7 protein-coding genes, 1 tRNA gene and 4 pseudogenes are annotated in these 12,999 nt (G+C 68.0%); 5 read left to right on the forward strand and 7 right to left on the reverse strand.

All coding sequences use genetic code 11. The features are described 5' to 3' along the window. Positions 1 to 14: 14 nt before the first annotated feature. Complete coding sequence (locus ACRQ5B_RS08370) at positions 15 to 1,298, reverse strand: helix-turn-helix domain-containing protein (protein ID WP_412883989.1); 1,284 nt, start codon at positions 1,296 to 1,298, stop codon at positions 15 to 17. A 131-nt stretch (positions 1,299 to 1,429) separates the two neighbouring features. Here ACRQ5B_RS08370 and ACRQ5B_RS08375 point away from each other — a divergent pair, with 131 nt between their 5' ends. Continuing rightward, on the forward strand, positions 1,430 to 1,648 hold the full coding sequence (locus tag ACRQ5B_RS08375; protein WP_290256171.1) for a hypothetical protein: 219 nt from the start codon (positions 1,430 to 1,432) through the stop codon (positions 1,646 to 1,648). 166 nt (positions 1,649 to 1,814) lie between these two features. Here ACRQ5B_RS08375 and ACRQ5B_RS08380 read toward each other — a convergent pair. The 5 genes and pseudogenes from ACRQ5B_RS08380 to ACRQ5B_RS08400 form a co-directional block, all read right to left on the reverse strand. Beyond that, positions 1,815 to 1,891: transfer RNA gene (locus tag ACRQ5B_RS08380), tRNA-Pro, on the reverse strand. A 126-nt stretch (positions 1,892 to 2,017) separates the two neighbouring features. Next, positions 2,018 to 3,875, reverse strand: a pseudogene (locus ACRQ5B_RS08385) (ABC transporter ATP-binding protein). Further along, complete coding sequence (locus ACRQ5B_RS08390; RefSeq protein ID WP_432393244.1) at positions 3,872 to 5,689, reverse strand: ABC transporter ATP-binding protein; 1,818 nt, start codon at positions 5,687 to 5,689, stop codon at positions 3,872 to 3,874. The pseudogene ACRQ5B_RS08385 and the gene ACRQ5B_RS08390 overlap by 4 nt, the downstream one beginning before the upstream one ends. A gap of 167 nt (positions 5,690 to 5,856) precedes the next feature. Continuing rightward, complete coding sequence (locus ACRQ5B_RS08395) at positions 5,857 to 6,795, reverse strand: metallophosphoesterase (RefSeq protein WP_432393245.1); 939 nt, start codon at positions 6,793 to 6,795, stop codon at positions 5,857 to 5,859. 8 nt (positions 6,796 to 6,803) lie between these two features. After that, on the reverse strand, positions 6,804 to 9,182 hold the full coding sequence (locus ACRQ5B_RS08400; protein WP_412883985.1) for a transglycosylase domain-containing protein: 2,379 nt from the start codon (positions 9,180 to 9,182) through the stop codon (positions 6,804 to 6,806). A gap of 37 nt (positions 9,183 to 9,219) precedes the next feature. On the opposite strand from ACRQ5B_RS08400, the gene ACRQ5B_RS08405 reads away from it, so the two are divergent. The 3 genes and pseudogenes from ACRQ5B_RS08405 to ACRQ5B_RS08415 all read left to right on the forward strand — a co-directional run bounded on the left by ACRQ5B_RS08405 (position 9,220) and on the right by ACRQ5B_RS08415 (position 10,837). Further along, positions 9,220 to 9,375, forward strand: a complete 156-nt coding sequence (locus ACRQ5B_RS08405) for a DUF4177 domain-containing protein (protein WP_003797879.1) — start codon at positions 9,220 to 9,222, stop codon at positions 9,373 to 9,375. Positions 9,376 to 9,377: 2 nt separating this feature from the next. After that, positions 9,378 to 9,911, forward strand: coding sequence for a RidA family protein (locus ACRQ5B_RS08410; RefSeq protein ID WP_412883984.1), 534 nt, complete (start codon positions 9,378 to 9,380; stop codon positions 9,909 to 9,911). Positions 9,912 to 9,926: 15 nt separating this feature from the next. Beyond that, positions 9,927 to 10,837: pseudogene (locus tag ACRQ5B_RS08415) on the forward strand (NUDIX hydrolase). A gap of 75 nt (positions 10,838 to 10,912) precedes the next feature. Here ACRQ5B_RS08415 and ACRQ5B_RS08420 read toward each other — a convergent pair. Next, positions 10,913 to 11,588, reverse strand: a pseudogene (locus ACRQ5B_RS08420) (Crp/Fnr family transcriptional regulator). A 227-nt stretch (positions 11,589 to 11,815) separates the two neighbouring features. Between ACRQ5B_RS08420 and ACRQ5B_RS08425 the strand changes: the two are divergent. Then, a pseudogene (locus ACRQ5B_RS08425) lies at positions 11,816 to 12,996 on the forward strand (MarP family serine protease). Positions 12,997 to 12,999: the final 3 nt, after the last annotated feature.

The following is a 12,999-nucleotide window of genomic DNA, read 5'->3' on the forward strand; positions in this document are numbered from 1 at the left end:
GCTGAGGGCCTCAGTTAGCTGGTGGCGGGCTGCTGGCTGCCGGCCGATGCCGCCTCGGCGCGGCGCTGGGCCAGCTTGATCTCCAGGACGGCGTCCAGCGCCTGCTGGACGCGGTCCGAGGCCCCGGCGGCGCTGAAGTCCTTCTGCGCCTCGTCCAGGTAGACCAGGGCCTCCTCAACCTCGCCGGCGGCCTTGAGCGCCTTGCCCAGCAGCAGCGACACCTCGCCGGCCGTGTGCCGTGCCAGGAGTGAGCGCTCGGCATGGATCTCGCGCAGTTTCTGCACTGCGCCCATGATGTCCCCGGTGAGGTAGAGCCACCGGGCGCGGATGAACGCGACCTCCAGCCGGTCAGTGTCCGTGCCGCCGACGATCGAGAGGGCCAGCTCAGCACGTTCGATCGCGGACAGGGTTTCCGGTTCGACGATGCCGGAGGAGAGCCGCACCGCGGCGGAGGCCTTGTTGAACCGGGCCCAGAGGTCGATGTCGTAGGCGGGGGAGAGGAGCTTGCCGGCCTCCTCGTGGTACTTGATGCCCTCCGCGTAGTCATGGCGCATGAAGGCGACGTTGCCCACCACCCAGGCCACCTCGCCGGCCAGCTGGGGCAGTGACTGGCCTTCCATCTCCGCGTTCATGTCCTGGCAGTACTTCCAGGCCTCGTCGAGGCGGCCGCTCTCGGCCAGGGCGCCAATCAGGGCGCGCAGGGCGCCGATGATCATGGTGGAGCCCTTCGGCAGCTGGGCGCAGAGCCGGACAGCCTCCTGGGCGTAGTCGACGGCGTCCTTCAGCTGGCCCTGGCCCTGTGCGGCGGCGGCGAGCATCTGACGGGCCCGGACACCCAGGCCCGCCGATTCGGCGGCCAGCGGGTGGTCCAGCAGGCGCTGGACCATGGCCCGGCACTCGGCCCAGAGGCCCTGCTTGATCAGGCACTCGGCCTGCATGTAGGTCATGTTCCACCAGGCGCTGGTGTTCTTGGACTCCAGGGCGATCTGTGCGGCGGTCGCGGCGTGCTGCGCGGCCAGCGGGTAATCCCGCAGGTCCCAGGCCTGGCGGGCGTAAAGGCCGGCCAGCACGTACTCGGCGTCGCTGATGGAGACCGGCTGGCTCCACGCCTCCAAGGCCTTCGGGGCCAGGTCCAGGCGGCGGGCCAGTTCCTCGATCACGTCGGCAGTGGGTTCGCGGCGCCCGGTCTCAAGCAGGGAGATGTAGCTGGGCGAGTACAAGTCCCTGCCCAATTCAGCCTGCGTGAGCCCGCGGTCCAGCCGCTCCGCGCGGAGTTTTTCGCCAAATCCGTTCCCCACGGATCCCACCTCATTCCGGACAATCGATGTACTAAATGCTTGACAGCCTCTGTGGAAGAAATTTTACAATGTATGTCAACAAGGGAACTACAGTCTTGGTAACGACTCCGACTCAAGATTTGAGGATCACCATGGTGAAGAAGATTGCAGCAGGCCTGGCACTCGCAGGGGCCTTGGCCTTCTCCGCGGCGGCTCCCGGCATCATCGCCGCCGGCTCCAGCTCCGATTCCACGCAGGTAACCGCCGTCGGCAACTGGCCCGACCCGATGCGCGTCGCCTCCGCCGTCGGCAACTGGCCGGACCCGATGACCTACTCCACCAACGTCGGCAACTGGCCCGACCCGATGTAATCCCTGACTCGATCTCATTACTGACCGGCAGACTCCACGGCCCCGGCATCACACGATGCCGGGGCCGTGCTGTGTCCGCCGTCGATTCGATTCGGCGACCGCGAAGGTACATCCCCCGGGAGCGGATACAAAAAGAGGGCCTTCCAATGGAAGGCCCTCTTTTGACTGGTCGGGATGACAGGATTTGAACCTGCGACCTCGTCGTCCCGAACGACGCGCGCTACCAAGCTGCGCCACATCCCGATCCGTTGCTGCAAAAGCAACTTCACAAGAGTATCCGATACCGGCCCCGGATGCGAAATCGGGACCGCCCAAACGTCCTCCCTCGGCGGCGCTTCAACCGTCCGGGCGGGTGCCGGCGGCTCCGGCTCAGACCAGCGAGTCCTTCCAGGCCCCATGCAGGGTGGCGAACCGGCCGCCGCCGCCGATCAGCTCTGCGGGCGACCCGTCCTCCACTACCTTGCCGTCGTGGACCACCAGCACCCGGTCCGCGGTCTCCACGGTGGAGAGGCGGTGCGCGATGATCAGCGCGGTGCGGCTGCCGGCGTCGGCGTTCTGGGGGCCGCCATCCCCTGCCCCGCCGTTGCCGCGGAGCAGGCTGGCCAGTCCGGCCTGGACCATGCGCTCGGACGGGATGTCCAGGGAGGAGGTGGCCTCGTCCAGGATCAGCACCGCGGGCCGGGCCAGGAAGGCGCGGGCGAAGCTGATCAGCTGCCGCTGGCCCGCGGAGACGCGGCCGCCGCGCTTGTTCACGTCGGTGTCGTAGCCGTCCGGCAGCTCGGTGATGAACCCGTGCGCGCCGACGGCCTTGGCGGCCGCCTCGATCTCCTGGCGGCTCGCGTCCGGCCGGCCCAGGGCGATGTTGTCCGCCACGGTCCCGCTGAACAGGAAGGCCTCCTGGTGACCATGACGACGTTGCGGCGCAGGTCCGCCGTCGCGAGTTGCCGGAGGTCGACGCCGTCGAGCGTCAACGACCCGGCCGAGACGTCGTAGAACCGGGCGATCAGCTTGGCCAGCGTGGACTTGCCCGCGCCGGTCTGGCCCACGAGTGCGACCGTCTGGCCGGCCGGGATGTGCAGGTCCAGGGTTGGGATGATGACCGGGCCGTCACCGTAGCGGAATTCCACCTGGTTGAAGTCGATCCGGCCGGTGGCGCGGGGAGGGCCACCGGGTGTTCCGGCGGCCGGACGGTGGGTACCTCCTCGAGGAGGCCGGAGACCTTCTCGAGGGCCGCCTGGGCGCTCTGGAAGGAGTTGTAGAACATCGCCATCTGGTCCACCGGCTGGAAGAAGCGCTTGGTGGAGAGGATCAGAGCCAGCAGCACGCCGACGGCCAGGCCGCCGTCGAGCACCCGGAAGCCGCCTACGAGCAGGACGACGGCGACGCAGATGTTGCCGATCAGCACCAGGCCGGGCTGGAAGACGCCGTTGAGGTTGATCGAACGGACCGTGACCAGCCGGTACTCCTCCGACAACTCGGCGTAGCGTTCGGCGTTCTGCCGCTCCTTGCGGAAGGCCTTCACGGCGCGGATGCCGGTCATGGTCTCCACGAAGTGCACGATCAGCCGCGCCGAGACCACGCGGGACTCCCGGAACGCGATCTGCGAGTGCTTCTGGTACCAGCGGGACAGGAAGTACATCGGGACGCCGGCGGCCAGGACCAGCAGACCGCTGCGCCAGTCCAGGGCGAAGATGGTGATGGCCGTGAAGATCATGAACAGCAGCCCGGACGCGAGAGACGAGACCCCGGAGTCCAGGAGTTCGCGCAGCGCCTCCAGGTCTGAGGTCTGCCGGGCGATGATCCGGCCCGAGGTGTACTTCTCGTGGAATTCAAGGCTCAGCCGCTGCGTCTGCCGGAAGACCCTGACCCGCAGGTCCAGCAGCATGGACTGGCTCAGCCGGGCAGTGGACGTCACGTAGAGGGCGGTCAGTCCCGCCGTCGCGATCGCCGCCGCCAGGTAGGCCGCGCCGGCGAAAACCAGCGGGAAGCTGTCCCCGGAGCGCAGCGCGGGCAGCGCCCGGTCAATGCCGAAGGCGATCAGGGCGGGCCCGGCCACGCGGGCGGCCTGCGACAGCACGACGGCGGCGATGGTGAGCCAGAAGCGCCGCCGGACGGGCCGGATCAGCGAGCCCAGCAGGGCCAAAGAGCGGCGCCGCACGGCCCGGCTCTCGGCCTTGGAGAGGTGGGCGTTGTCCTCGTTGGCGGTGCCGAAGGTGGCGGTGCTCATGGCGAAACCTCCTCGGCCTCGAGGGCGGAGAGTTCGGAGTCCAGGTCCCGCGGTTCCGGGTCCAGGCTGGCGATGACGTAGCGGTAGTGGCTGTTCTCCGCGAGCAGTTCGGTGTGGGTGCCCACCGCAGTGATCCGGCCGTCCTGCAGCAGGGCCACCCGGTCCGCGAGGGCCACGGTCGAGGGCCGGTGCGCCACCACCAGGGTGGTTGTGTCCGCGAGGACCTCGCGGAGCCGGGTTTCCACCAGTTCCTCGGTGTTGACGTCCAGGGCCGAGAGCGGGTCGTCGAGGACCAGGACCGTGGGGTCGGCGGCGACGGCGCGGGCCAGGGCGATGCGCTGGCGCTGGCCGCCGGAGAGGCTGAGGCCCTCCTCGCCGATCAGGGTGTCGAGTCCCTCGGGCAGGGAATAGGCGAAGTGGGCCTGGGCGGTGTCCAGGGCCTCGGCCAGGATCTCCTCGCGGCGCTCGGCCGGCACGGTGTCCGCGACGCCGAGGAGGACGTTGTCCCGGACGGAGTTGGAGAACAGGGTGGTGTCCTCGAAGGCGACGGCCACGGCGCTGCGCAGCCCCGCGACGTCGAACTCGCGCACGTCGACGCCGTCGATCTCCACCGACCCGGCGGTCACGTCGAACAGGCGGGGGACCAGTTGCAGCAGGGCGCTCTTGCCGCTGCCGGTAATGCCCACCAGCGCCATGGTCTCGCCGGGCCTGATGTCCAGGGTGATGTCCTTGAGGATGGGCTTGTCCGGAGCGTCCTCAAAGGCGAAGGTGGCGTGCCGGAAGGACAGTGCGCCCTTCAGGTCGGCCGGGCTGCGGGGGTGGTCCGGGCTGGTGATGGTGTTCACCGCGTCCATCACCTCGAAGTGCCGGTCGATGGCGGTCTTGGCCGTGAGTGCCATGGCCAGGAGCATGCCGCAGACTTCCACGGGGGCGGCGATGACGGCGGCGGTGGCGAAGAAGGCCACCAGGGCGCCGATGCTGAGCTGGCCGTCGGCGGCGAGCAGGACGCCGGCGACGAGGCCCGCGCCGAGCGCGAGTTCGGGCAGCAGCGTGACCACCAGGCTGAAGGTGGCCAGGTGCTTGGCCTTGTCGATCTCGGTCTGGCGCAGTTCCTCGGCCTGTTCGTTGAAGTTCTCCAGGGCCTCGCGGCTGCGGCCGAACGCCTTGAGCACGCGGATGCCGTGGACCGATTCCTCCACCGTGGTGGCCAGGTCACCGGCCTGGTCCTGACTGCGGCGTGCCACTTTGGAGTACCGGGTCCGGAAACGGAAGCCGTAGATCATGATCGGCACGGCCGCGGCGAGGAAGATCAGGGCCAGCTGCCAGCTCATGGCGAACATGACCACGACGCCGATCAGCACGGTCAGGGTGGTGACCACCAGCATGATGGCGCCGAAGGCCATCCAGCGGCGGAGGAAGTTCAGGTCGGTCATGGCCCGGGAGAGCAGCTGCCCGGATCCCCACCGGTCGTGGAAGGCCACGGCGAGGTCCTGCAGGTGGTCGTAGAGCGAGACCCGCATCCGGGTTTCCACCGTGGTGGCCGGGTTGATGACGAACTGCCGCCGGAGGGCCACCAGCCCCGCCTCCGCGATGCCCAGCAGCAGGACGATCCCGGCGGAGATCCAGACGGCCTGGCCGCTGCCGCCGGGCTTGAGCGAATCGTTGATCAGGACCCGCAATACCTGCGGGATGGCCAGGGCGACGATACTGGCCATCAGGGCGCTGAGCAGGCCCAGGATCAGGCGCGGCAGGATCGGCCGGACGTGGGGATAGAGGCGGTTGATGGAAGAGAAGAACGGGGTCTGTGTAGCCATGCCTGCTTCTTAACTGCAACTGCGAAAGGGTTTACGCAACTGAATGTAGTTTCCGGTAGCAACTACCCTAGGCCATGGCGTGACCACGTTCACAGCATTCTGCGGCCCCTGCCAATCTGGCGCAGAAATTATGTTCCGTAATGACCGCTCCGGGTCAGTCGGCGCGTCTAGGCCTTCGCGGTGAGGGTCAGCAGCACGGCCTCGGGCTTGCAGGCGATGCGGACCGGGGCGAAGCGTGAGGTACCGATGCCGCCCGAGACGTTGACCGGCGTCGTCAGCCCGTTGCTTGTCCAGTCGTGTAGGCCCTTGGCTCGCCAGGTGGGCAGATCACAGTTGGCCACGAGGGCGCCGTAGCCGGGGACGCAGATCTGGCCGCCATGGGTGTGCCCCGCGAGGATCAGGTCCGCGGCGTCCTCGGTGAAGTGGTCCAGGACGCGCTGGTAGGGGGCGTGCGCGACGGCAATCCGCAGGTGAGGTTTCGTGTCCTGGTTGCGGGTGCCGCGGGGCCAGCCGGCGTACTTTTCCAGTCGCAGGTGCGGGTCGTCGACGCCGGAGAAGTCCAGCCGGAGGCCGTCGACCACCAGGGACTGGCAGCGGTTGGTCAGGTCCACCCAGCCGGACATGCCGAAGCCGGTGCGCAGCCTGGGCCAGTCGAGGGCCACGGGGGTCTTGGGGGTGGAGGAGGGCCCGGTGAAGTAGGACGCGGGGTTCTTGAACCGGGGCGCGTAGTAGTCATTGGAGCCCGGCACGAAGACACCCGGGAACTGGAGCAACGGCCGGAGGGCCTCCAGGACGGGGTCGATGGCGTTGACGTGGCTGACGTTGTCGCCGGTGTTGACCACCAGGTCCGGCTCCAGCGCGGCCAGGGAAGCCAGCCAGTCGGCCTTCTTGCGCTGGCCGGGTACGAAGTGGATGTCGCTGAGGTGCAGCACGCGCAGCGGGCCGTAGCCCGGAGGCAGGATCGCCAAGGATTCCTCGCGGAGCACGAACTGGTTCTTCTCCCAGAGACCGTAGCCGGTTGCGGCGGCGCCGGCCGCGGCTCCGACGGCGGTGGTGACGGCAATGCCGCGCCCGATGCTTCGGACGCGGCTCGCCAGCGTGCTCATGGAGGGGGTCACGGCTTGCCAGTGCCGGGGTTGGTCGGCGCCGGTGCCGCCGAGCTCGGCGCGGGAGCCGGTGCAGCCGGGCTGCTGGGAGCAGGTGCCGGGTTGTTGGGGGCCGGGTTGTTCGGCGCCGGCGTCGCTTGGGTGTTCTGCCGGGTGTTGGGCACCGGGACGGGCGTGTAGCCGTTGACCAGGTTCGACGGCGGAGCCGGGAAGGGGTTTGTGCCGTAGCCCGGGGCGACGGCAGCCATGAATTTGGAGAACTGCGGACCGGCGAGCATGTAGCCGTCGATGCCCGTGTAGAACTGGCCGTTGATGGTGACGTTCTGGCCCGGGCGGAACTGGTTCCCCAGCGGATCGCCAAACCAGGAGGCGGTGGCCAGGCCGGTGGTGTGACCCACCACCCAGGTGGAGCCGTTGTTGTTGGAGGTACCGGTCTTTGCGCCAATCGGGAAGTCGGTCCGGGTGGAGATCCGGGGGCGGATCAGCGAGCCGGAACCCTGGTTCAGGACTTCCTGTAGCGCGTAGTTCACGCCACGGGCCACCTCGGGCTTGACCGCGTCACGGCAATTGGTGTTCTGGGCCGGCAGTTGCGCGCCGGTGGCATCGGTCACCGAGGTGATGGCGATCGGCTCACAGTACTTGCCGTCGTTGGCGAAGGTCGCGAAGGCGCTGGCCATGGCCAGCGGCGAGGTCTGGGTGGAGCCCAGGAGGTTGGCCGTGGTGAACATGTCGATCTTGGGGTTCGGGTTCGCAATGTTGCCGTTGGCATCAAGAATGATCTTCTGGTCTTTGTCCTTCTCGGGGAGGCCGGAGTGCAGACCCACCGAATCCACCATCTTCTGGATGCCGCAGAAGTCCAGCTGCGCGGCGGACGCGAAGGTCACCGTGTTGATGGAGTTATAGAGCCCCTTGAGGACCGTCATCGGCTTGTAGTAGCCATCCTCGGCGTTCTGGAGGTCGTCCGCAGCACCCAGCGCCTTTTCGGCGGTGTTGTACGCGCCGGTGGTCACGCCGCAGGAGTTCTTCCACTTGAAGTTGAGCGGATATTTCCGGACGGAGCCGTCGACGATGGTGTTCATCGACTTGCCTTCGTTCAGCCACTCCGCGAACGTGAAGGGCTTCATGGTCGAGCCGGGCTGCATACCGCCCACGCCGTTGAGGTCCTGGCCTTTGCTGTCGTAGGCGTCGACGTTGAAGTTCAGCTGGGTGTTGAATTTGCCGTCGCCGGCCAGGAACGAGGTGTTCTGGGCCATGTCGATGATCTTGCCGGTGCCGGGCTGGACGGAAACCAGCGAGGCGCCCCACTTGTCCGGGTTCGCCCCGGCGGTGGCGTTGACCTGTTCCTGGGCCACGGCCTGGGCCTTCGGATCAAGGGTGGTTTTGATGGTCAGGCCGCCGCGGAAGATCTTGCGCTCCCGGGCGTCGGCGTCGGCGCCGTACGCGGGGTTGTTCTGCAGCAGGTGCATGACGTAGTCGCAGAAGTACGGCGCCATCGCGGCGTTCTGGCAGCCCTGCTGGGGCTGCGTGACTTTGGTTTCCACCGGGGTGGCCACAGCGGCGTCGTAGTCGGCCTGCTTGATCTTGCCCTGGGTCAGCATGGCCTTGAGGACCAGGTCACGGCGGACCTTGGCATTGTCCGGGTGCGTGATCGGGTCGTAGAAGGACGGGCTGTTGACCAGACCCGCAAGCAGCGCGGCCTGGGGCAGCGTCAGGTCCTTGGCCGAGGTGCTGAAGAAGAACTTCGAGGCAGCCTCGATGCCGTAGGCGTCGCGGTTGAAGAAGACGATGTTCAGGTAGCCCTCGAGGATCTGTTCCTTGGAGAACTTTTTCTCCAGGGCGATCGAGAGCTTCATCTCGCGGAGCTTGTCGCCAATGCTCTTATTGACGCCGTTGAGTAGTACCTGGTCGCTCTTGCCCTCCATCTCCAGGGAGGAGTTGATGACGTTGTTCACGTACTGCTGCGTGATGGTGGAGGCGCCCTGCTTGTTGCCGCGGGCGGTCGCCACGAGCGCGCGGAGGATACCGGTGGTGTCCACGCCGCCATGCTCGTAGAAGCGGCTGTCCTCGATCGCGACCACGGCGTCCTTGACGTAAGGGGACATCTGGTCCAGGGAGACGCGGGTGCGGTTCTCCGAGTAGACGCTGGCGATAACGCTGCCATCGGAGGCGAGGATGGTGGTCGCCTGGCTCGGCGGGTCCACCTGGAGCTCCGCCGGGAGAGCCTCAAAGAATTTGATCGACCCGCTGGCCGTGTTGCCGGAGAGGGCCGCCGCGGGAACGAGCAGCCCCGCAACGAGCACGCCACAGACAACGCTCACGCCAAGGAAAAGGATGAGCTTTCCGAGGGTGGTGGCAGTGTCGAATACAGGGTTCTTACCAGTCGCCATGTTTTCCACTTTAGCGGCAAGCACTAGGCTTTCCTTCATGACCAAATGGGAGTACGCCACGATTCCGCTCATTATTCACGCCACCAAGCAGATTCTTGATCAGTGGGGTGACGACGGCTGGGAGCTGGTGCAGGTAGTTCCGGGCCCCGACGGCAACGGCCTGGTGGCCTACCTGAAGCGGGAGAAGCAGTAACCATGAGCACGTCCGAAGCCACGACGCCGGCAGCCTCCGCGGGTGCGACGTCCGCCGTCGAACAGCGCCTCGCCGAACTCGGCATGACGCTCCCCGAGGTGGCCGCGCCCGTGGCCGCCTACGTCCCCGCCGTCGTCTCCGGCAACCACGTCTATACCTCCGGCCAGCTGCCGTTCGTCGACGGCCGCCTGGAAGAGACCGGCAAGGTCTCCTCGGGCGCCGAGGGTGCCTCCGACGAGGCCACCGTGTCCCCGGAGGACGCCCAGCGCTTCGCCGCGATCTGCGCCGTGAACGCCCTCGCCGCGGTCAAGAGCGTCATCGGCGACCTGGACCGGATCACCCGGATCGTCAAGGTGGTCGGCTTCGTCTCCTCCGACCCGTCCTTCACCGGCCAGCCCGGCGTCATCAACGGCGCCTCCGAGCTGCTGGGCAGGGTCCTTGGCGACGCCGGGCAGCACGCCCGCTCCGCCGTCGGTGTCTCCGTCCTGCCGCTCGATTCCCCGGTGGAAGTCGAACTGATCGCAGAATTCGCCTAAGGCCGGTCGCTTTCCTTGCCACACCTCGCACGACGTTTGTTTGATCTTCCCCCGGACCTCGAGGGAGCGGCCCGCAGCTGGCTGGAGCACGGGGAGCGCACTCCGCGCGCCCCGCGTTTCGCCTCCTCGGTGGTGCTGCTCCGGGATTCGCCCACGGGTTTGGAGACCTGGCTCGGCTACCGGCCGGGCACATCACCGCTGGGCGTGCTCGCCTTCCCGGGCGGCTCGCTGGAGTCCTCCGACGACGACGCCGTCGGCTGGCTCGGGCCGCCGCCCTCATACTGGGCGGAGCGGATGGGAACGGCCGACGTCGGCCTCGCCCGCCGGCACGTGATCGGAGCGATCCGCGAGCTGTTCGAAGAAACGGGCATCCTCCTCGCCGGTCCGGACCTTTCCTCCACGGTGGAGAACAACACCTCCCCGGAGTGGATGCGGGCCCGGGAGGCCGTCGCGGAGCAGGAGAAATCCTTTACCGACGTACTGGCCAAACGCGGCCTCTCCGTCCGCACGGACCTGCTCAAGCCGCTGGTCAACTGGCTCAGCCCCGACTTCTCGCACCGGCGCTTCAATACCCGCTACTTCGCCGCCACCGTGCCGATGAACCAGCAGCCGTCCATGCTGGCCAGCAAGGGGTGTGGGCGCGCTGGGTCTGCGTCCGCAAGGTCATCGCCGAGCGCGACACCACCGCACTGGGCGACGAGGTGGGCCAGCCGAACACCGTGGGTCTCCGTCTGGGCCAGCTCCTTGTCCCCGGCTCGGAGATCATGCTCGAGAAGATGGCCAGCGCCAACGGCTGCATCGCCTACCTCAGCTACAAGCGCAGCGCCCACGTCTACCAGCCGAAGCTGGTGGAGGAGGACGGCGTGCTCATGCTCGAGGTCGAGGCCGCCAAAACCGTCGCCAACGAGCCCCAGCGCGAACGCTAGGGCCACCCGCCTACGCGAAAGGGCCGGCTCCGATAACTCGGAGCCGGCCCTTTCGCGGTTGCTGCTGGGGTGTGTTTAGCGGGAGCGCTGGCGGAGGCGCTGCATGTCGAGGATGACGACGGCGCGGGCTTCGAGCCGCAGCCAGCCGCGCTGGACGAACTCTGCCAGGGCCTTGTTGACCGTCTCGCGGGAGGCGCCGACCAGCTGCGCGAGCTCTTCCTGGGTCAGTTCGTGGGCGACCAGCACGCCGTCTGTCGCCGGGCGGCCGAAGCGGTCGGCGAGGTCCAGCAGGGCCTTCGCCACGCGGCCCGGAACGTCGGAGAAGACCAGGTCCGAGAGGGAGTCGTTGGTGCGGCGCAGGCGGCGGGCCAGTGCCTGCAGCAGCTGGGCGGAGACCTCGGGGCGGCTGCGGAGCAGGGCGTTCAGGCTCTCGTTCTTCAGGCCAGCGAGGCGGGTCTCGGACACGGCCGTCGCGGTGGCGGTGCGGGGGCTCGGGTCGAAGAGGGCCATCTCACCGAACAGTTCGCCCGGTCCGAGGATCGCCAAAAGCGATTCGCGGCCGTCGGGGAGGTGCGGCCGAGCTTCACCTTGCCGGAGACGATGAAGTAGAGCTGGTCGCCCTGGTCGCCTTCCCGGAAGACCGAGGCTCCGCGGGAAAGGTCCACCTCGGTGAGCTCGTCCGTCAGCAGACGGAACGCCTCGTCGTCGAGCGTGGCAAAAGGGGTGCGCGGCGCAGTACCTCGATATCCATGAAAACTCCTGACTAACTGTGTCGGCTGGGGCGCTTCAGCCATTGTTTCAGAATTTTGCGGCTTCTGTGACGTACTTGGCACCGGGACGCGCCAGAAGACGCGGCGGCGGCAGGCCCGGCGGGTGCAGCGCAGCCGCTCCGGTGCCGTTCCGGCGGCGGCCCGTGCCCCGCGAACTGTCAGGGTGCACCGGTAGAATGAGCCTCCTACCAGCCCCTAAGGAGCCCCGTTGTTTGGCTTGACCATCCTGGACCTCGCGTTGATCCTGACGTTGTTGTCCTACCTGATCTACGGCCTGCGCAACGGGTTCCTGGTGACCCTCGGCGGTATCGCCGGCTTCGCGGCCGGAGCCGTGGCCGCGTTCTTCGCGGTCCCCATCGTCAGCGACCTTGTCGGCGACCCTGGGTGGCGGCTCACCGCGATCATCGCCGCCACGGTGGCGTTGATGATGCTGGGCCACGGGCTCGGAACCATGATCGGCCGCCGCATCCGCAGCGTCGTCAAACCCAGCCCGCTGCGGTTCGCGGACCGGGTGGTGGGCGGTGGCGTCAACGTCGCCGTTTCTGCCCTTGTGATGTCCATACTGGCCTTCAGCATCAGCGCCCTCGGCGTCCCGATGGTGTCGCAGCAGTTGGCCGACTCCAAGGTGATCGGCTTCATCGACGGCGTTACCCCCACACCCCTCAAGGCGTCCCTCGCCCAGCTACGCTCCGCCGTCATCGGCGACGGCATCCCCACCCTGTTCGAGGGGATCGGCGGCCAGCCGGTCCCCGTTCCGGACGCCAGCACCGACACGCCCGCGCTGAACCGCGCCTCGGCGTCGGTCCTGAAGATTGCGGGTACCGCCTACCAGTGCGGCCAGAACCAGACCGGGACCGGGTTCGTGGTCTCCGCCGGGCGCGTGGTGACCAACGCGCACGTCGTTGCCGGCGTGCCCGAGCCGGTCGTCGAGGTTCCCGGCGGGGCGCGCTGCCCGGCCGGGTGGTCTACTTCGACAGCCAGCACGACCTGGCGGTCCTGGCCGTGGACGGTCTGCGGTCCGCCCCGCTGCAGCTGAGTTCCAACCTGCCCGCCGGCAGCCGGGCCGCGTTCGCGGGCTACCCGCATGGCGGCCCGTTCCAGTCCAAGCCGGCCGCCATCCGGGACATCGCCACCGTGCTGGTGCCGAACATCTATGGCAACAACGCCGCCCCGGAGGACGTCTACCGGCTGGCGGGCGACGTCCAGCCGGGCAACTCCGGCGGCCCGCTGCTGACCACGGACGGCCAGGTGGCCGGGGTGGTCTTCGCGAAGTCGACGTCGGAGAACTCCCTCGGGTTCGCGATCACGATGAACGACCTGGGACCGGTCGCGGCGAAGGCCTCCGGCCTGGGGGACCCGGTCTCGCCCGGGCAGTGCATCAAGAAGTAGGCC

Origin of the sequence: Pseudarthrobacter sp. L19, from assembly GCF_050859435.1 — a bacterium.
Lineage (GTDB): Bacteria > Actinomycetota > Actinomycetes > Actinomycetales > Micrococcaceae > Arthrobacter.